At 42.0% G+C, this 20,058-nt stretch carries 14 protein-coding genes and 2 pseudogenes; 8 read left to right on the forward strand and 8 right to left on the reverse strand.

The window, feature by feature from the left end:
• Positions 1–244: 244 nt before the first annotated feature.
• The 5 genes from hysB to QAI40_RS10025 all read left to right on the forward strand — a co-directional run bounded on the left by hysB (position 245) and on the right by QAI40_RS10025 (position 5,015).
• Complete coding sequence (hysB, locus tag QAI40_RS10005) at positions 245–1,201, forward strand: NiFeSe hydrogenase small subunit (RefSeq protein ID WP_299981147.1); 957 nt, start codon at positions 245–247, stop codon at positions 1,199–1,201.
• A gap of 40 nt (positions 1,202–1,241) precedes the next feature.
• Positions 1,242–2,753 (forward strand): NiFeSe hydrogenase large subunit HysA, encoded by a 1,512-nt coding sequence (hysA, locus tag QAI40_RS10010; protein WP_299981145.1) that lies wholly within the window; start codon positions 1,242–1,244, stop codon positions 2,751–2,753.
• Between the two features lie 126 nt (positions 2,754–2,879).
• On the forward strand, positions 2,880–3,347 hold the full coding sequence (gene hysD, locus QAI40_RS10015; protein WP_299981143.1) for a NiFeSe hydrogenase maturation protease: 468 nt from the start codon (positions 2,880–2,882) through the stop codon (positions 3,345–3,347).
• A gap of 354 nt (positions 3,348–3,701) precedes the next feature.
• On the forward strand, positions 3,702–4,070 hold the full coding sequence (locus tag QAI40_RS10020; protein ID WP_299981141.1) for a hypothetical protein: 369 nt from the start codon (positions 3,702–3,704) through the stop codon (positions 4,068–4,070).
• Positions 4,071–4,370: 300 nt separating this feature from the next.
• Positions 4,371–5,015, forward strand: a complete 645-nt coding sequence (locus QAI40_RS10025; protein WP_299981139.1) for a hypothetical protein — start codon at positions 4,371–4,373, stop codon at positions 5,013–5,015.
• Positions 5,016–5,116: 101 nt separating this feature from the next.
• On the opposite strand, the gene QAI40_RS10030 is transcribed toward QAI40_RS10025, so the two are convergent.
• The 8 genes and pseudogenes from QAI40_RS10030 to QAI40_RS10060 all read right to left on the reverse strand — a co-directional run bounded on the left by QAI40_RS10030 (position 5,117) and on the right by QAI40_RS10060 (position 16,539).
• On the reverse strand, positions 5,117–6,376 hold the full coding sequence (locus QAI40_RS10030; RefSeq protein ID WP_299981151.1) for a (Fe-S)-binding protein: 1,260 nt from the start codon (positions 6,374–6,376) through the stop codon (positions 5,117–5,119).
• A 121-nt stretch (positions 6,377–6,497) separates the two neighbouring features.
• Positions 6,498–9,517, reverse strand: a pseudogene (locus QAI40_RS10035) (FAD-dependent oxidoreductase).
• 183 nt (positions 9,518–9,700) lie between these two features.
• Positions 9,701–9,844: pseudogene (locus QAI40_RS17090) on the reverse strand (helix-turn-helix domain-containing protein); the annotation flags it as partial.
• A gap of 112 nt (positions 9,845–9,956) precedes the next feature.
• Positions 9,957–10,967: a hydrogenase expression/formation protein HypE gene (gene hypE, locus QAI40_RS10040; protein ID WP_299981134.1), complete on the reverse strand. Its 1,011-nt coding sequence runs from the start codon at positions 10,965–10,967 to the stop codon at positions 9,957–9,959.
• A 20-nt stretch (positions 10,968–10,987) separates the two neighbouring features.
• Positions 10,988–12,073, reverse strand: coding sequence for a hydrogenase formation protein HypD (hypD, locus tag QAI40_RS10045; RefSeq protein WP_299981132.1), 1,086 nt, complete (start codon positions 12,071–12,073; stop codon positions 10,988–10,990).
• Positions 12,074–12,089: 16 nt separating this feature from the next.
• A complete protein-coding gene (gene hypF / locus QAI40_RS10050) occupies positions 12,090–14,411 on the reverse strand; it encodes a carbamoyltransferase HypF (protein WP_299981130.1) in 2,322 nt (773 codons plus the stop codon).
• Between the two features lie 6 nt (positions 14,412–14,417).
• Positions 14,418–14,669 (reverse strand): HypC/HybG/HupF family hydrogenase formation chaperone, encoded by a 252-nt coding sequence (locus tag QAI40_RS10055; protein WP_299981128.1) that lies wholly within the window; start codon positions 14,667–14,669, stop codon positions 14,418–14,420.
• A 136-nt stretch (positions 14,670–14,805) separates the two neighbouring features.
• Positions 14,806–16,539: a PP2C family protein-serine/threonine phosphatase gene (locus tag QAI40_RS10060; protein ID WP_299981126.1), complete on the reverse strand. Its 1,734-nt coding sequence runs from the start codon at positions 16,537–16,539 to the stop codon at positions 14,806–14,808.
• 249 nt (positions 16,540–16,788) lie between these two features.
• On the opposite strand from QAI40_RS10060, the gene QAI40_RS10065 reads away from it, so the two are divergent.
• The 3 genes from QAI40_RS10065 (at position 16,789) to QAI40_RS10075 (ending at position 20,042) form a co-directional block, all read left to right on the forward strand.
• Positions 16,789–17,604, forward strand: coding sequence for a ZIP family metal transporter (locus QAI40_RS10065; protein ID WP_299981124.1), 816 nt, complete (start codon positions 16,789–16,791; stop codon positions 17,602–17,604).
• A gap of 102 nt (positions 17,605–17,706) precedes the next feature.
• Complete coding sequence (locus tag QAI40_RS10070; protein ID WP_304511614.1) at positions 17,707–18,906, forward strand: radical SAM protein; 1,200 nt, start codon at positions 17,707–17,709, stop codon at positions 18,904–18,906.
• Positions 18,907–18,923: 17 nt separating this feature from the next.
• Positions 18,924–20,042 carry a hypothetical protein gene (locus tag QAI40_RS10075; RefSeq protein ID WP_299981122.1) on the forward strand — a complete coding sequence of 373 codons (1,119 nt, stop codon included), beginning with the start codon at positions 18,924–18,926 and terminating at the stop codon, positions 20,040–20,042.
• Positions 20,043–20,058: the final 16 nt, after the last annotated feature.

A 20,058-nucleotide genomic window follows, 5' to 3' on the forward strand; every position in this document is an offset into this window, starting at 1 on the left:
TTCTGAAAATAGCAGCCTCCTTATTTTATATCTCCAACTCACAACTCATATCTCACCACTTTTATTTAAACGACGCTGCAATAACTCATGTCATCCACAGGGTTGTTATGATTTGCTCTCACCTTATGGCAAATATCCAGATTTTGCATAAAAACAAACATGCTCCCAATAATAGTAGGAGCTGACATAATAGTTATACATAAGTAATGACTTATTAGTTTTTAACAGCATCAAGGAGGTGCCCGTGAAAGACAAACAAATGTTGTTTGACGAGCAACAAAAGAAAACAGGAATTTCCAGAAGAGCTTTTTTGAAAACCGTTACTGGAGCAGCCGCCGGAATCGGTATTTCTCAGGTGTTCAATCCAGCTCTTGTTTCAGCATTGGAAAAGGCCCTTGAACACCACCCGGTCCTCTGGATCCAGGGCCAGGGCTGCTCAGGATGTTCAGTTTCCCTTTTGAACAATGTTGATCCATCCATCGCAGATGTACTTCTTAAAGTTATCAGCCTTCAGTTCCATCCCACTGTGATGGCCAGTGAAGGTGAGATTGCCATGGAAAATCTTTATAAAATTGCAGAAGAATACAAAGGGAAATTCTCTTTGGCAGTTGAAGGTTCCATTCCAATGGCAGCAAATGGAAAATATTGTATTGTTGGAGAACTGGATCATAAAGAGATCACCATGGTTGACCTTGTAAAAGATCTTGGCGCAAAAGCAGGAAGCGTTCTATCTATAGGAACCTGTGCGGCTTTTGGTGGGATTCCGGCTGCCAATGGTGGTGAAACCGGTGCAACAGGAGTAATGGATTTCTTTCATATTTATGGCATTAAAACTCCAGTTGTCAATATCCCGGGTTGTCCTCCCCATCCTGACTGGATTGTCGGATCGATTGTTCATCTACTCACAAAAGGTCTTCCTGAATTAGATGACGATGGACGTCCGACTCTATTCTTTGGAGAGAATATCCATGATAACTGCCCGCGTGTTGAGGCATATGACCTAGGTGACATGTCTGAAAAACTCTCGGATGCAAAAGGCTGCCGTATGGAACTTGGTTGTAAAGGTCCGGATACATATGCTGACTGTTACAAACGCAAATGGAACAGTGGCATGAATTGGTGTGTGGACAATTCGGTCTGCATTGGTTGTGTTGAACCCGGATTCCCGGATATATCATCGCCTTTCTATGAACCCGCATAACACAATTATCCGAAACTTTTAAACTTGAGGAGGTTTTATTATGGCAGGCTGTAAACCACAAGCTGTTCCGGTCGTTGCCGGGAAAAAAATTAAGATTGCCATTGATCCTGTAACCAGGATTGAGGGTCACCTTAAAGTCGAAGTCGAAGTAAAAAACGGTGTTGTCGTTGATGCCAGAGTATTTGGCGGCATGTACCGCGGCTTTGAACAAATATTGATCGGCAGAGACCCAAGGGATGCCACCCAGATTACCCAGAGAATCTGCGGTGTATGCCCGACTGCACATGCAGTGGCATCATCACTTGCACTTGATGATGCATTCAAAGTTAAACTGACTAAAAATGGCAGGATTGCAAGAAACCTGATTTTGGGTGCCAATTTCCTTCAATCCCATATTCTTCATTTCTATCATCTTGCGGCATTGGACTATGTCAATGGTCCTGATGTTGCTCCATTTATCCCAAGATACGCAAAGAACGATGTCCGCGTTCCAAAAGACATTAATGACGTTGCTGTAGGCCAGTATCTTGAAGCCCTTGAAATGAGAAAAATCTGCCATGAAATGGTAGCACTTCTTGGCGGTAAAATGCCGCATGTTCAGGGTATCGTTGTTGGTGGAACCACAGAGATTCCAACCAGAGAAGCCCTGAATTTATATGCAGAACGTTTCAAAAAAGTCAAAAAATTTATCCTGGAAAAATATGTCCCTATAGTTTACCTGCTTGCAGGACCCTATGGAGATCTTCTCAAAACAGGCGGAGGCTATAAAAACTGTGTTTCCTGGGGCGTATTCCCAATGGATGATGCCGGCAACACACTTCTAAAAAGAGGTGTTTACAGTGATGGTAAGGATTATCCGGTTGATACGGCTCTCATCAAAGAATATGTCAAATATTCTTATTTTGAGGATTCTACTACAGGCTTAACTCCGACCCAGGGAAGGACCCTTCCTAACCCATACAAAGAAGGTGCATACAGTTTTATCAAAGCGCCTAGATACAATGGCAAACCCCATGAAGCCGGCCCCCTTGCAAGAATGTGGGTCACCAATCCTGAACTGTCAAAAATCGGTCAGGAAAAACTGGGTGTTAAAAACCTGCGTGATATCGGTGATGCAGCATTCTCTATTCTTGGAAGACATGTTGCCAGAGCAGAAGAAACCGTCATGGTTGCAGATGCTGTTGAACAATGGATAGCAGAAGCTGTGCCTGGTAAAGAGACTTTTGTTCCTGCTCCAATTCCTGATTCAGCAGAAGGACTTGGGCTTACTGAGGCACCTCGTGGTGCTCTTCTTCACTATGTTAACATTAAAAACAAAGTGATTGCCAACTACCAGATTACTTCGGCAACGATCTGGAATGCCAACCCAATGGATGATATGGGACAGAGAGGACCAATGGAACAGGCCCTTATTGGTGTACCTGTTCCTGATCCTGAAAACCCGGTTAATGTGGGACGTTTGATCCGCTCCTTTGACCCCTGACTGGGTTGTGCCGTCCACGTGCTGGACGCAGACACCGGCAAAGAAATTAAAGTGGAAATTCCATTATAATTTAAACGACTCTTTAATAAAACATAAGAGGGGGTGAGATTTTTCATCCCCTCTTATGTTTACATCAAGATATTTTGTTTTATCAGCTTCAATTTAGCAATTGCAATAAAGTGGAAAATTAAACAAATGAAAAAACTTTTGGTACTGGGTGTTGGCAATATCCTCATGATGGATGAAGGTGCCGGGGTTCATGCCGTTCATGAGTTCTGGAAGGAAACAGAAGACTTTGATGAAACCCTGGTTGACTTCATTGACGGAGGGACCTTTACCCAGGATATTTTCTACTTGTTTGAAGAATATGAGCAAGTACTGGTATTAGATATTGTCAGAGCCGGACATGAGCCTGGCACCATCTACAGCCTTGATGAAGACGACCTGGTGAAAAATGAGAAACAGGTATTGTCCCTTCATGATGTTGATCTTCTGGACTCCCTTGACATGGCCCGGATGAGAGGCCACAGACCTAAATTAAAAATAATTGGCATTGAACCTGAAAAAATTGACTGGGGAACCGAAATGACACCTGCCCTTGTCAAAGCCTTACCGTCATTCATGAAAGTGACCAGAAAACATATTAAGGAACTTCTCAGCTGAATATACATTTTCATAGAAAGGGCACAAATACCGAATTTTAATTTAAGAAATCCATGAAATCTGTCATGGTGTGAAATCCCGTACAATACGCGTACAAAGATATGCGAACTAATATATTTTTCTTATAAACCTTGCACAACAATTGAATCCAGCCATGTGTGGACTGATTTTGGATTGCACACTCAGAATAAAAAATCACTCTTATTTTTTAGTATTTACATTTGATTTGATAATAATTCTTGATATAATTTGTTCATGAATAGGGTAGTCAAATCGGCTTTTATCCTTTAACAACAGGCATTTTAGGATTTCGCCGAAAAGACATGCAAACAAAACCAATTTTTAGGAGGTATCATGAAAAAATGGTTTATATTAGCCGCTATAGCATTGATGGTAGCCGCAGCATCATGTGTTTGGGCTGCCGAAGATTTATCAAGGTCAAATTCCGTTAAAATGCAGAACATAATTTATGGGGCAACAATTGACGGCAAAGCATCTTTTTATCAAAAAAGAATTTATCTGGTTGATTCTGAATTTAAAATATTGTCCGACATTGGCAAGGATGCTGTAAAGAAAATTGCATTTTTAAAAGCCTACAGACAAAAGCTTATAGGTAATATGGTTGCTAAAAATGTAAAACTTAACACCTCCAGTATGGATTCCTTTTTAGGAACCAAGATACATAATATCAGAACCAGCATGGAAGCTTATTCTACAGAATAATAGAAACGTCAATACTGTTGCCCCTGTTTGAACCGCCCGCCAGTCAGGGCGGTTGCTTCACGATACAAACAGCCTTGGTTCATATCCCTATATGAACCAAGGCTGTTTGTATTATAACCTTCAGCAATTAATTCCCAATTACAAAATCAAAAAAACTCCATAGTCCGACAAAATTATCTCTAATAGTTCTTACCTGGCAGACACAATATTTATATTGACAAATCAATGGGAATTATGGTCTATTTTGTTTAGTGCAGTTTGCACAGTTTGCACAATGCATAAAAATTAGGCCAAGTTACCATGAAAACAAAACTCTGCCATACTGAAATCAAAATATTAAAAGCTGTATCGTTAATCAGTTTGATTATCCTTCTGGCTTTTGGAAATGTTTACGCTGATATACCCGACCCTGGCAAGTGGCAGCAAATTCATACGGAGAAAACAATCCTTTATTTCCAGAGCATAGATGATTTACACCAGTTTAACACCCGGATAAACTATGATCTGAATTGTCAAAAAAGTGAGAGAATAATTGATCAGAAAGTTGCTTCAAACCTGGCCGACACCATTGCCAAACAAATAGACGCGCTGTTCGGACGAACCCAGGAAATTCTTGAAATGCAGGGATTTACAAATAAAATTATTATTAAAATATTCAAAAACAAACAACAATTGAACCATGCGTTTTTTGAGCTTTACAAAAAAGAATGTAATGCAAGGGCATGGTATGTACATGAAAAACTCACTGTCTATATTCAATTGGATGATCTTCACGAAGGCATGCTTGCCCATGAGTTTGCCCATGCAATTATTGACCATTATATGATCATTCCCCCGCCCGGCAAAGCTGCTGAAATTCTGGCAAGATATGTGGACACCCATCTTTATATTAATAACACCCAAAGCAGCAGTGAAGCACAGCTCAAAGGGTATTCCATCAAATAACACGAAATTATACTTTGACTTGTACTGATTTGGCCTGAAGATTTCTTCTTTGATACCTGGGTTTTTTCTTTTTTGCGGAAAAGCTTTTTCCAACCTTCCCTTTATTTAAGACCAAACATGGCCAAATCATCTCCCAGGTATTTGCGTTCGTTTTCCCCCAGAACCCCCATTGACAGACATAAAATTGTCCATAAATGTACGGTCTTAAATCTTGCATGATAATAATGACTCAAGTCCAGTATCTGACCGTGGCAATTGTTGCAGGGCGTAATGCAATAAGCGGCTTCGGTCTCAAGGATCTGCGCAAGCTTAATCTTCCCATAGGAAAGCCTTTCTTCTTTAAAATCCGACAGGATGGCGCCGCCGCCGCCGCCACAACAATAATTATTGGAACGGTTTGGATACATATCAATAAAATTTTCTTCTCCCACGGCTTCCTTCACAACAAACCTGAGTTCATCGGCGATAAAATCCCCATAGCTTTTCCTGACCAACTGACAGGGATCTTGAATTGTAAATTTAATTTTCAGATCCAAATTCCAATCAGAACTCACCTTCAGCCTTCCCTTGCGTATCCAGTCAGCATAATATTCAATGATGCTTTTAACTTCAAATGAATGAGATATCTTGAATTTTTCAAACCCCTGTTTAGCAGCAAAAAAATCATGGCCGCATTCTGTATTTACCAGAACTTTACATCCCAGTTGTTCAACAACATCTGTTTTTTTTCTAACTATTTTTTCCCAGGCCTCATTATCGGCAAGGAAGTAACCAAAATTTTCCGCTGCCCACCCTTGAGATCCATATGTCCAGTCAGCACCGGCAAGGTCCAGTATTTTCCACAAGGGAGGCATCTCCAGCGGCTCTGTTAACGGCATGCTTGAATTCTGGGTTAAAAAGAGCATGGCATATTTCTCATCCATGGGGACATTGAGCTCTTCAAACCCCTGCTGTGTTTGTCTTACGTCATCGACAACATCCTCTACAATAAATTTCCAATCCTCGACACTGATTCCCGCAGTAGAACAGGTATCAGTTTTAAGAGACCTTTCACAGTCATCTACAATACCCTGCGGTCTTTTTCCCTTTGGCCATTGACTCCGAATGATGGAAACCAATTGTGGGATATCAACCTTCATGGGGCAGACATGGATACAGCGATTACATGTTGTACACATCCATACCCAGTCATTAGTCATGACCTCTTCATCCATACCCAAAGAAATCATTCGCACAAATTTCCTAGGATCCATTCCTGCAAGACCGCTGGCCGGACATCCGGATGAACATGCGCCACAATTAAAACAAAAATTTAAGTTCCCTCCTTGGGGCAGCATGGACATAACAAAATCCTTAAGCATATTCTTGCTTCCAATGCCTAACTCCACAGGGGCAACCCTTATGATGCTTTCTTCAACACTCGAATTATTTAGATCAATTTCTGTCATTTTAACTGTCTATTCAAATCCTGTATCTTTATGTTTATATTGGCCCTGCATTAACCGCTGCACATACTTGTGCCATAAGCTGCTCCAGTGTAAATCCATGGACCATAATCCCATCGTTGGGACATGTCGCGGCACAAAGGCCACACCCTTGAATAGGGCCGGGTCAGTGACAACTTTGACATTGTATTGGCCTTTTTGCCCATCTGTCTTAATAATCGAGAGGGCATGAAACGGACAAACATCAACGCAAAGGGCACAGCCATCACAATTATCCGTAACAAAACATTTAATGGCTTCTGATTTGATCTCTTCTCGCAACAGCAGTGCTGATACCCTGAAGGCCGCAGCCCTGGCTTCTTCAATGGACTCATCCAAAGGTTTGGGATAGTTGCAGATTCCGGCAAGGAACAGACCCGCCACAGATAAATCCACAGGCTTGAGTTTGGGATGAGCTCCGTTAAAAAACCCGTCTGAACTTACATTAAACTTAAAAAACTCTGCAATATGTTGATTATCACGGGCAATGACACCTGTTGCCAGGGCCAGGTAATCTGCCGTAATCCTAACTGGCCGACGGGCAATGGGATCAAAGACCTCAATCGTCAAAAAGCCGCCCTCTTTTTTCACCCTTGGCTTTCTTATGGTTTCATACCGGATAAAGATAACCCCAAGATTCCTTGCCTCATTATAATGCTCCTCCCACTCACCATAGGTTCTGATTTCCCTGTAAAGAATATAAACCTTAATGTCCAAATTTATCTGTTTTAACTTAATGGCAGCCTTAACAGAATGGATACAACATATCCTGCTGCAATAGGGTCTTTTGGGCTCCCTGGAACCCACACATTGGACAAACACAATACTTCGGGCTTTATTCACTTCATCTGGATGAAAAAGCACCTTCCTGTCAAATTCCACCTGGGTCATCACCCTTGGCTCCTTACCATAAAGGTACTCTTCAGGAACTGCTTCTTTACCTCCGGTGGCCATTATCGCAGCACCAAAATCAATTTGTTCAATTTCCCCGGCAATATTGAGAAATCCCTTGAAATTTCCGACTGATCCTGAAACCGATTCCAGCGTTGCGTTTCTGTAAACTATGATTTTTTTATTTCGGCTCACCTTGCTGATAAGATCTTCAAGCATAGAACGCACATTTTCTCCCTTGAAACTGGTTTCAAGATTCAGAGCGTTGCCTCCCAGAGTATTGCTTTTTTCAATCAGTATGGTTTCAATCCCCAGCTGGGCAAGGGTAAGGGCGCTGTCAATACCCACAACACCACCGCCAACGACCAGGGCTTTTTGAACAACCTTTATCCGATCCTGCTTAAGGGGGTAATTGTAGATCACTTTGGCTATTGCCATCCGAACCTGGTCTTTTGCTTTTCGGGTCGCACTCTTTGAGTCTTGTTGATGCACCCAGGAATTTTGATTCCTGATATTGGCCATCTCTACCATAAACCCGTTCAACCGTGCACTTTTTAAAGTTTCCTGGAACATGGGCTCATGAGTTCTGGGGGTACATGCGGCAATAACGATTCGGTTCAACCCGAATTCCTGAATTCTTTCTATAATGCTTTCCTGGGCATCGGCGGAACAGGAAAAAAGATTGTTTTCAACGTATGTCACATATGGCAGTTTGGCTGAATATGCAACAACCTGATCCACATCAACAATACCGGCAATATTCACACCGCAGGAACATACAAACACCCCCACCGAAGGTTTCTCTTCAAGGATATCACGTTCATCAGGATAAATTTTTGTTTTTGTAAGAGACCCTCTCTGATCGGAAAGCAGCCTTGCAACAGAGGCTGCTGCTGCTGACTGCACAACCGATCTTGAAATTGTTTTAGGGGATTGAAATGCACCGATTACATACACCCCTTTGCGGCTGCTTGCTATGGGTTCAAAACATGACGTCCTTGCAAAACTATGCCGATCCAATTCAACATCAAAAAGCCTGGCAAGTGTTAAAACATCCTCTGGCGCTTCGAATCCAATGGAAAGGACAACCATTTCAAAAGACTCAACCACTACCTCACCTTGTTCTGTCATGTATCTTATCCTGACACCGGTACCGTCTTTTCCAGGCTCCATGGTGTGGGGAAGCGCTCTTAAAAACCTGATCTCTTCTTTTGCTCTTTCAAAATATCTATCAGATTCCTTGCCCTGACTTCTTAAATCAGTAAAAAAAATGGTCCGGTCAAGGGTCTGGCCCGTGACATGATCCAAAGACGCCATACTCTGCTTTACTGCAGACATACAGCAGATATTTGAGCAATATGAATTCCCGCAATTATTCTGATTTCGCGAACCCACACATTGCAGCCATGCTATTTTCCGTGGTTCTGTGTTATCCGAAGGCCTGAGAAGCTTACCTTTGTTTGGCCCGCTGATTGAAAGGAAACGCTCGAATTCAAGACTGGTCACCACATCTTTGATATGGTATCCGAAAAAGTCATGGACAGAAGGATCAAACGGTTTAAACCCTGGCGCAAGAATAACTGTGCCCACTGTAATCGTAATGGTTTCTTCTACCTGGTCAAAATTGATTGCCCCTGTCGGACAAAACTTTTCGCACGCTCTGCATTTTCCAAGAATAAAATATATACATGCAGATGGATCGATTGCATACTTAAGCGGAACAGACTGATCATATTTTATATATACTGCTTTTTTTTTATTAATGCCGAAATTAAATTCATCTTTAACATTAATCGGACATTTTTGGGCACAGGTCCCACAGGCAATACACTTATCAATGTCTACATACCGGGGGTTTTTTTTAACTTGGATACTAAAATGACCAACACTGCCCTGAACCTTGACAACCTGGGATAGCGTAAGCAATTCAATGTTTAGATGCCGGTCGCACTCCACAAGCTTTGGCAAAATGATACAGGAGGCACAATCATTGGTGGGGAATGTTTTATCCAATTGTGACATTACCCCGCCAAGGCCTGCTGTTTTTTCAATAATATACACATAGTATCCTGAATCAGCCAACTCTATGGCAGCCTGGATACCTGCAATTCCGCCACCCACAACCATAACTGAGCCGATCAGTTTATCAGTGCCGGGTATTTGGCTTAATTTTTCATTGTCAAGCTTGCTTGTTTTTTTTAGATTAATATCCTTTTGGATCTTTCCTTTTATGCCGTTTTGAGTCTGAATTTCAGCTTCTAAAATAACAAGTTCCATAGCTGGTTTGGAAATATGTTTCTTTTCACAAAAATGGATAAATTGTTCTTTTGAAATCGTATAGCGCTTGGCGGCGGTTAAGGATGCCTGAAGTTTTCCTTTATTAATCCAGTTGGTGACAGTATTCCTGTGAACACCCAAGTGTTTTGCAACAGTCCCGACTTTAAATATCAACATTTCGCAGACTCCCTTTGAGATAGCTTGCAACTGTTAATCTTACAATAGAAAAATCGATCATGTCAACTGGATACAAATTTTTGTGCTAAGACTCCACCACTATAATTTTAATTTAACAAATTCTTGGAAACTGCTCTCCGGTCAGCATATCGATTATTCTCAAACCGCCAATCGTGGTTTTTAAAAAAACCTTGCCAGAATCTTCACTTGTTACTTCACCGATGATCACTGCATCCTTTCCAAACTCATCTCGCTGGATGATCTCAAGTGTTTTTTGTGCATCCTTTTGTGGCACAAAGGCGATCAATTTGCCTTCGTTGGCGACATATAAGGGATCAAATCCCAACAGCTCACAGATTCCCTGAACAGGTCCCCGGATGGGCAGAGACTGCTCATCTATTTTAATTCCCACATTGGATTGTGAAGCAATCTCATTTAAAGTTGTGCCAAGGCCTCCCCTTGTGGGATCTCGAAGCACATGAATATCACAGTTGGACTGGATAATGGACTGCACCATTTTGTTTAACGGAGCTGAATCGGTTTTGATATCAGAATCAAATTTCAGACCTTCCCTTGAACTTAAAATCGTAATCCCGTGATCTGCGATAGTACCGCTGACGATAATTTTATCTCCCGGTTTTGCATTGCTTCCTGACACGTTGACATTAGGGGAGATCACGCCGATACCGGAAGTATTGATAAAAATCTTGTCTGCTTTTCCCTTTGGAACAACCTTGGTGTCCCCGGTTACGATCTTGACTCCTGCCTTTTTCGCAGCAGTTGCCATGGTTTCAAGGATGAGCTTAAAGTCTTTTATTGGCAGTCCTTCTTCTATAATCAGTCCGACACTGATATATTTAGGAGTTGCACCACACATGGAGATATCATTGATAGTTCCGTTCACAGCCAGATCACCGATATTCCCGCCGGGAAAAAAAATAGGATCCACCACATAAGAATCGGTTGAAAAAGCAAGCGTTGTACCTTCAACATCCAGGGTTGCCCCGTCATCCTGTTTTGATAATTCAAAATTTTCAAACAAGGGCAGGATCATATCGGAAAACATTGAGTGGGAGGCTTTTCCCCCGGAACCATGGTCTAATAATATTTTTTCTTCGGTCATTTTTCTTCCTGTTCTTTTGTCTAACTATATCTGTAAAATGCTGCGCAAGACCCTTCACTTGAAACCATACAGGGCCCCACAGGATTCATGGGGGTACATTTTTTTTTATAAAGAGGGCATTTGTAAGGGCTTTTCAACCCCATGAGGATTTCCCCGCAGGCGCAGCCTTTTGGCTCCGGCACATCGGGCATATCCATCCCAAACCTTATGGCAGCATCAAATTTTTGATACTCTTTTTTCAGCTCCATGCCACTTAGAGGGATCTCCCCTATGCCTCGCCACGAGGCATTGCAGACTTCAAAGACCTGGTTCATTATCTGTTTTGCCTTACCATTCCCTGCATCGGATACCGCTCTTGGATATGCATTTTCAAGGGCGGGCTTTTCAGCCTCATTCTGCTGAATCAAAAGGAGTATGGCCTGTAAAATATCAATGGGCTCAAATCCTGAAATCACGGATGGTATATCATATTTTTCAAATGTGTCCCTGTAGGCATCGGTTCCCGTAATCACAGAGACATGGCCCGGAAGGATAAAGCCGTCAATCTCTACCCCGTCGGTTTCCATCAAGGCGGCAAGGGCCGGCGGTGTGAGTTTATTGGCTGAATAAACGGAAAAATTATCAACTTTTCCCTCTATTCCCATGAGAATTCCGGCTGCAATTGTGGGAATAGTTGTTTCAAACCCCACGCCACAAAACACCACTTCTTTATCTTTATTTTCCCTGGCAATGTTAATGGCATCAAATACCGAATAAACAATCCTCACATCAGCCCCGGAAGCCTTCTCTTTACCAAGGGTCGAACTTGAGCCCGGCACCTTAATGAGATCTCCAAAGGTGGTCACAATCACATTCTTAACCCTTGCAAACTCCACAAAAGCATCAATATCTTTCTGGGCGGTCACACACACAGGGCAGCCGGGGCCCGAAAGAAGCGTAATGCCCTGGGGCAGCACACTCCTGATGCCATGCCTGAAAATGGCCGTGGTATGGGTTCCGCAGACCTCCATCAGTCTTAGGTCTTTTTTGCTGACAGAATGAATTTTTTTCACAAGACCCCTTGCAAGAACGCCATCTCTGTATTCTTCAATATATTTTAAAGCCATATTTTAACCTATTTTTTTAATTGGCTTCCAAAGCAGCGGCAACCACTGCCTGACCTAAACAGATTCCCCCATCCCCGGTTGGAACCTTTGTGTGTGTGTATACCTTAAGATTATTTTCTTCAAGAGTCCTGATCATCTGGTTCAGGATTATATCATTATTAAATACACCTCCTGATAGGACGACCTTTTGTATACCTGTTTCTTTACTCGCTCTTAATGTTGCTTTAGTAAAAGCCGCTACCAGTGTATGATGAAATTTTAAACTGATTCTGCCGGATGATTCACTCTGTTTTAAATCATGAGTAATCTGCCGGATACAGGTCATCATATCAATTTCAAATGATCCATCCCTGTCATCATTTTTATTTTGTACAATATCAAATCCATAGATATCATTTATCAGATTTTTGTCTGCTATGGCTTCCAGTTCCATTGCGGCCTGACTTTCATGGGTAATCTTGTGCCGGATACAAAGCAGGGAAGCAACCGCATCAAACAGCCTTCCTGCACTGGATGTCAAAGGAGAATTCAGGTTTTTCTCCATCATTTGGCATACAAATGAGAGCTTTTCTTTTTCCATCTCTTTTATATACGGGATATCCAAACTTAAAAAATCATTTCCAAAGGTCTGGTAAAGAACCGACGCTGCCATGCGCCAGGGTTCCAGAACGGCAGCATCACCGCCCGGCATCTTGATATATGAAAGGTGCGCTTTTCTTTTAAACGTTTTTTGCGTGCATACAAGAAGTTCCCCGCCCCAGATATGGCCGTCTGTTCCATACCCCGTACCATCAAGGGTTATGGCAATGACGTCGCCATCAAGGTCATTTTCTGCCATACAGGCCGCAGCATGGGCATGGTGATGTTGAACTGCCACCTTTTTTACATTATTTTGCGCTTTGGCATAATCGGTACTCATATAACCCGAGTGCATATCATGGGCAATGATCTCAGGCTGAATGTCGAGAAGTTGTTTTAAATGATCAATACTGGTTTGATAAAAATCATACACCTTCACATTATCCATATCCCCGATATGCTGACTTAAAAACACATAATTATCCCGTGTCAGGCAGATCGTATTCTTAAGCCCTGCCCCGCATCCCAGGATTTTGGGCATTTTTTTATTTAAAGATATTGGCAAAGGGGCATATCCTCTTGAACGTCTTATAAATCTTGTCTTCCCTGTCTGAATCCTTGCAATGGAATCATCTGCCCGAAAATAGATGTCCCTGTTGTTTAATAAAAAATAATCTGCAATATGGGAAAATGCATCCAGTGCATCCTCATTCTCAATGGAAAGCGGTTCTCCTGAGCGGTTGCCGCTGGTCATCACAAGAACATCAGGTCCCTTTTCAAGTAGTAAAAAATGAAGCGGCGTATAGGGCAGCATGATCCCGAGACAATTGTTAAAGGGTGCGACACCCGGTGCAAGTCCGTCAATATCATTATTTTTTATATTCTTCTTGTTCAGCAGGACAATGGGCCTGTGATAGGACTCTAAGAGTTGTTTTTCCTTGGGACTTACATGAACATGATCAAACAGGTGGGATGCCGATTGGGCCATCAGAGCAAAGGGTTTATGGGGGCGTGCTTTTCTTAGTCTTAAACTTTGAACGATATCCTGGCTGGATGCATCACAGGCCAGATGGAATCCGCCAAGACCCTTTACGGCAACAATCCTGCCCTGGCTTAAATATTGCGCTGCAAGGATTATAGCCTCTTTTGATTCCGAATCAATCCTTTTGCCCTTATTGTCTGTTAAAAAAACCTGTGGGCCGCATTCAGGACATGCGTTGGGCTGGGCATGAAATCTTCTGTTTAACGGATCATCGTACTCGCTTTGACAGTCCGAACACATCTTAAAATGCTTCATGGACGTTTGGGGCCGGTCATAGGGAATATCTTCAATAATGGTATACCTTGGGCCACAATTTGTACAATTGATAAACGGGTATTCATACCGCCTGTCGCAAGGATCTTTCATTTCAGCCAGGCAGTCCGGACAAATGGTTACATCAGGAGAAATTAAAGTGGTCCGGCTGTTGGAGGCACGGCTCTTCACAATTTGAAACAAAGAAAAATTGTGAAGCTCTGCGTCAAAGGATTCAATCCTTGTCACACAAGCAAGCAAAGGGCTTTTATAATAAATATCATTGGTAAAACCCTCAATATTATCAGGCGGCCCTTCCACAATAACAAGCACACCGGAGGAGGTATTGGAGACCTCCCCTTTCAAATAATATTTTTTGGCCAGGGAAAATAAAAAAGGCCGGAAACCAACGCCTTGAACCACTCCGCTGATTTCCAGCCTTTTTGCTGCGATAGAAACTTTCATAAATGTTTATAAATGGTCATTCAAACCCTTTGCCTGTCTGGCTTCTGCTGCAAGGATACTGCGCAGATCCTCCAGAGTTTGAAGAGCAGCCTCTTCATCAATCTTATTAATTGCAAATCCTGCGTGGACAATAACATAATCCCCTATTTTTACATCATCCATGAGCATGATGCTGGTTTCCCGAATCACACCATCCACATCCACTTTGGCAACCTTGTCATTGATTTCAATAATTTTAGACGGAACTGCTAAACACATATATTTATACCTGTTCTTCTTAAATACTAAAAAATTAATATAACACAAGATTTCGATTGGACAAACCTTATTTTATCCTTCTAATCTTTTATGTAATTCTTTTCTTTATTCATTAGAATTACTCTGCCATAGATTTTCATTTACAAGATGTGTCGCAAACTTTGACAATGATCAGCGTGGCATCATCTTGATATTTTTCTTCTTTGAGAAACTGATTTAATGCATCAATGACCGATTCTAATATCTGTTGAGAAGATAAATGGGCATTGTCCTTTATCATCCTGCATAATTTCTCTTTTCCAAATCTTTCTCCATTAAAATTTTGGGCTTCCCAGATACCATCTGTAGAAAGGACGACAATATGTCCATCTGATAACCCTGAAATTTCATTTTCTTTATATTGCCATGATTCATCGACCCCCAGGGCGATACCCTCTCCTTTAAGTTCAATAAAATCTTTTTTTGAGGAATTATATAACATTGCAGGGTCATGACCCGCTCTTACCCATTTCAGGCATTTCTTCACTGTATCCATCTCAATAGCGAAAAGGGTCATAAAATTACCGGATTCTTTTACATCTTCACATAAATGACGGTTAACATCAGATATGGCTTGGGCCAGGTTCCCCGGCATAGATGATCGCTGGCGAAACAGGGCTCTTGAAGTCGCCATGAGAAGCGCCGAGGAAATTCCGTGCCCGGAAACATCGCCCAAAACAACTCGAATACGATCTTTTTGATTGTTTTCAGGCAAAAGATAATCATAATAATCGCCACCGGTTTCATCACAATAGATACTGGTACCGGCTATATCAAGCCCGAAAATTTCAGGACTTTGCCTGGGAAGCAGATTCTGTTGGATTTCCCTTGCCAGATTCAGGGATCGTTGCATTACTTCCCTTTCTTGAAGGCCCCGAGTCATTTCATTCACCACATCCCCGGCATAACCGATTTCATCATTGGACATGATTTGAACTTTTTTATCAAAGCTTCCTTTCTGGACGTCCTGAAGGACCCTGACCAGATCCTTGATCGGGTCAACAATATTCTGACTGAGCAACCGATTAAGTTCCGTTGAAATAATTACAGTCCAAACAAACAATACAAAGGTAAAAAGAATGATCCCTCGACCATAAGTAATGGCAAAAACCGGATATGTTTCCACTTCCCACTGGAGGGTCAGTAATGTCACCAGCAAAATAGTCAAAGGAATCACTGTACCTAACCGATTTACCAGCATTATCCTCTTGGATATGGATATTTTTGCGGTTCCCTTCAGTTTACTTAATTGTCCTTTTGAAAAAAAAAAGGGAATCAGTTGTTTGCGTGAAAAGGACTCTATCCTCTGAGATGCAATGGCAGAAGCGATTAAGCCCACCATACTGGCTCTGGCTGAAAGAATAATTGCCGTTCGATGATCTATCATTCCCGTAAGAACCGTTAACAACCCGATAAGGCCCGGGATCAAAATCCACATGATTACATTAACGGGAATAAAAAGAAAATGCAGGTTTAAAACCCGTTTTTGTGCAGCTTCAATCTGCTCTGGTTCGGGTGTAGATCCTTTTCTGAAAAAAAATAGACATGCGGAGATGGGCTTTAACATTCGACTAATTCCGCTGATGACGGCAAAATATGAAAGGCCAAGAACAAAAGCCAGTCTGGGGGCAAAAGACTTTAGCACAAACTCCAATGTCAAGGCTTGATCCGGACCTAACATTCGAGCCTTAATTGAGTCGAGCGGGGTAAAAAAGTTTAGAATGACAACGACCAGAACACCGATGGTTGTTGCGACAACACCGATAATATAATAAGGGACCAACGTAATTTCAGATACATTTTTTTTTGATGCGATTGTATCCAAAGCCATAACCTTTCGGACATCTCAATTGTTTTTATTACAGGCCTTCGTGTTAATGCCTGCCAGATACTGATCTATCAAAATAATTATGTATTGTGATATGAAAAGTCAAGGCATAAAAAACTTGGAAAAATTACAAATTGCCCGCAATAACATAAAAATTATATCGGGAAAAAAATAAATTGCTTGGCACGTCAATAATTGCATGTCATTCTCATTTGTCAGTCACATTTTGTTACTATGGACAGGAGACAAAAAATGATCGGTTTCATACAACAATTTGATCCTGTTATGCAGGCCTTCATTGCCACACTCTTTACCTGGGGCGTAACTGCGGCAGGAGCAGCACTTGTTTTTTTTACAAAAGCTGTCAACCCGAAAGTTATGGATTCAATGCTTGGCTTTGCTGCCGGGGTGATGATTGCCGCAAGTTTCTGGTCCCTTCTGGCACCCGGTATAGAGATGGCGGAACAATTGGGACACACCCCATGGCTGACTGCTGTCATTGGATTTATGGGGGGTGGAATTTTCATGAGACTGACTGACAAATTTCTGCCACATCTTCATCCGGGCCTGAGTATTGATAAAAGTGAGGGCGTGAAGACTTCATGGCAAAGAAGTACCCTTCTGGTACTTGCCATAACCCTTCACAATATACCTGAGGGTTTAGCTGTCGGTGTTGCTTTTGGAGCTGTGGCAGCTAATCTTCCTTCTGCTACAATTGGAGGAGCAATTGCCTTGGCAATCGGTATCGGGATTCAAAATTTTCCTGAAGGCACTGCGGTGTCAATGCCATTGAGAAGAGAAGGAATGAGTAAGGGAAAAAGTTTTCTCATGGGGCAGGCTTCCGGTATAGTTGAGCCCATTGCCGGGGTAATCGGAGCTTTATTTGTCCTGAAAATGCAAAATATTCTTCCATACGCTCTGTGTTTTGCTGCCGGAGCCATGATTTTTGTTGTGGTGGAGGAAATAATTCCGGAAGCTCAAAGAGACAATGCAAACATCGACATGGTAACAATGGCAACAATGATAGGTTTCTCGGTAATGATGATTCTTGATGTATCTTTAGGGTGACAGGAGCAAGATATCGGTTATATCAATAAAAATATTCTGACGGCTGTTGCGGCTGCAGAAAATGGGGAAATATTTGAGCTGGAAGGCTATGGCGCAGCCGGAATGTCAGGTAACACCCCGGTTGTGCTGAAAAAAGACAAGACTGTGCCCATGCCCCATGGCAGTGAACTCATGATGCTGCCCCAAAGAAAGCCCATTGTCTATAATATCGCAAAAGACAAGTTTGAAATTATTGAATACAACCCGTTTGTTCAAAGAGAAAAGATCTTTCCCGTTGCCGTGTTTAATTCACCGGGATATGTGAACCGGTATTTTTGTGCCTATGATGATGAGGGCATCAAAGATCTTCTTCCATTGTTCTCTTATGGTGCGGTTGGATTTGGGAAAAACGATTTCAGATCTGCTGCCATACTTGTGGATACAGAACCCCGCCAGGATTTAAGGCAAATGCCCCACAACGGCATTATCAAAGGCGTCAATCAGATGCAGAAAAAATATCCTGACAACCGCCTGATACGGCATCTTGAAACCTGCGCATTGCAATATGGCTGTCCTGCCGGGAAAAACTTTTTTCTCAAACGGTATGAAGCTCCTCTCCCCACTTCAACTGTCTGCAATGCCAATTGCCTTGGGTGTATCTCCCTTCAAACTCAGAATAACCTGTGCGCCTGCCAGGAGAGAATCAGCTTTACCCCGACCCCTGAAGAAATCGCCCAGGTGTCCCTTGAGCATATCTTCCACGTTAAAAAGGCAGTCGTCAGTTTTGGCCAGGGATGTGAAGGAGATCCCTTAACCGCATTCAAAGCCATAGAGCCTGCCATAAGGCTTATCCGAAAAAAAACAGACAAGGGCACCATCAACCTGAACACAAATGCCAGCCTGCCCCAACATGTTGAAAAATTATGCAAAGCCGGGCTTGATTCCATGAGAGTCAGCTTAAATTCTGTCAGAGAAGATTGCTATCAAGCTTATTTCAGACCAAAGTCCTATCAATTTTCAGATGTCCTTAAAAGTATTCAAGCAGCAAAACAGCAGGGGAAATTTGTTTCCATCAACTATCTTAACTGCCCGGGATTTACGGATTCTGAAAAAGAATTCAAGGCATTAAAAGAGTTTATTGATACCTATCAGATTAATATGATCCAATGGCGCAACTTAAACTTTGATCCTAAAAAATATTATGAACTTATGTCCAAAATAGAAGACGGCGGCAGGCCTTTGGGGATGGAAATCATCATTAAACAATTATCCAAATATTTTCCCAAATTGATTCATGGATATTTTAATCCGCCCCTATTTTAATCCAACAAGGGAACACCATGGAAAATAAAAAAATTACCATTATTGATGAAACCCTCAGGGAAGGTATGCAGTACAGGGGACTTATGTTCTCTCCTGCTCAGCGGTTAAAGATTCTTGACTTCCAGGAAAAACTCAAGGTTGATATCTGTCAGGCAGGCTACCCGCCTGCCCATGCCTTTGAAACCGATACGGTCAGAACACTTTGCCATCATGTCCAAAAGAACGAATATAAAATCCGCATTGCTGCCATGGGAAGAGCCAACATTCATGATGCCGCTATTCTGCTGGATACCCATGTGAATGATCTGCATTTTCACCTGCATATAAAAAAGGACGTAACACCTGATCAGCTTGATAATATTCTTCATGGCCTTTCAAAAACCATTGATTTTATCAGAAAAAAACATTCCAGCGCCAGCATCTCCATTGCCATGCTGGATATCGGCAGATCTGATGATCGTATTTTAGATCAATGCGTTTCATTTTTAAGTCATCATCATATAGATATGCTTTCTTTACCGGATACTTCGGGGATAATGGCCCCCAACCAGGTCTTTGAAAAAATAAATCGGCTTTCCTCTAAAACCGGGAATACAAACATATCAATTCACTGCCACAATGATATGGGCATGGCATCGGCCAACTCTATGATGGGAATTCTGGCAGGCGGAAGTGCCCTTGAGGCTTCTGTTTTGGGAATTGGGGAAAGAAACGGGATTGCCGATCTTTATACAACGGTAAAAACACTTCAGGACCAGGGCTTTGATATAAATCTCAACACAGATGATATCCCTACATTTAAAGCCTATTATGAATTACTTGATTCCATCATATATGAACAGACCCATGAGCACCTGTTAACCGTTAATACCCCTGTGTTCGGGGATGCTGTCAAAACCCATGTGGCGGGCACCCATGCAGATGGAGACTACGGAATGATGTCAGAAGAACAATTCTTTTTAAATATTCTATGCGGCAGGCACATGGTTAAAAAATATCTGGAATTGCAGAACATCTCCCATGATGAAAAAAAACTGGAAGAGATAACTTTGAAAATAAAAACCCAAAGTTTCACCTGGGGCAGACGGCTGACCAGGGATGAAGTCAAGACCATTGCCGCATCATTTTATATGTAATCATTTAATAAATCCT

It is taken from the genome of Desulfobacula sp., from assembly GCF_030611305.1.
Classification (GTDB): domain Bacteria; phylum Desulfobacterota; class Desulfobacteria; order Desulfobacterales; family Desulfobacteraceae; genus Desulfobacula.

What these genes read in the sequence shown, in the direction of transcription:
- hysD (WP_299981143.1), top strand. Translation starts at nt 2,880, where the DNA reads ATGAAAAAACTTTTGGTACTGGGTGTTGGCAATATCCTCATGATGGAT.
- QAI40_RS10020 (WP_299981141.1), top strand. Translation starts at nt 3,702, where the DNA reads ATGAAAAAATGGTTTATATTAGCCGCTATAGCATTGATGGTAGCCGCA.
- QAI40_RS10025 (WP_299981139.1), top strand. Translation starts at nt 4,371, where the DNA reads ATGAAAACAAAACTCTGCCATACTGAAATCAAAATATTAAAAGCTGTA.
- QAI40_RS10030 (WP_299981151.1), bottom strand. Translation starts at nt 6,376, where the DNA reads ATGCTTAAGGATTTTGTTATGTCCATGCTGCCCCAAGGAGGGAACTTA.
- hypE (WP_299981134.1), bottom strand. Translation starts at nt 10,967, where the DNA reads ATGACCGAAGAAAAAATATTATTAGACCATGGTTCCGGGGGAAAAGCC.
- hypD (WP_299981132.1), bottom strand. Translation starts at nt 12,073, where the DNA reads ATGGCTTTAAAATATATTGAAGAATACAGAGATGGCGTTCTTGCAAGG.
- hypF (WP_299981130.1), bottom strand. Translation starts at nt 14,411, where the DNA reads ATGAAAGTTTCTATCGCAGCAAAAAGGCTGGAAATCAGCGGAGTGGTT.
- QAI40_RS10055 (WP_299981128.1), bottom strand. Translation starts at nt 14,669, where the DNA reads ATGTGTTTAGCAGTTCCGTCTAAAATTATTGAAATCAATGACAAGGTT.
- QAI40_RS10060 (WP_299981126.1), bottom strand. Translation starts at nt 16,539, where the DNA reads ATGGCTTTGGATACAATCGCATCAAAAAAAAATGTATCTGAAATTACG.
- QAI40_RS10065 (WP_299981124.1), top strand. Translation starts at nt 16,789, where the DNA reads ATGATCGGTTTCATACAACAATTTGATCCTGTTATGCAGGCCTTCATT.
- QAI40_RS10070 (WP_304511614.1), top strand. Translation starts at nt 17,707, where the DNA reads ATGTCAGGTAACACCCCGGTTGTGCTGAAAAAAGACAAGACTGTGCCC.
- QAI40_RS10075 (WP_299981122.1), top strand. Translation starts at nt 18,924, where the DNA reads ATGGAAAATAAAAAAATTACCATTATTGATGAAACCCTCAGGGAAGGT.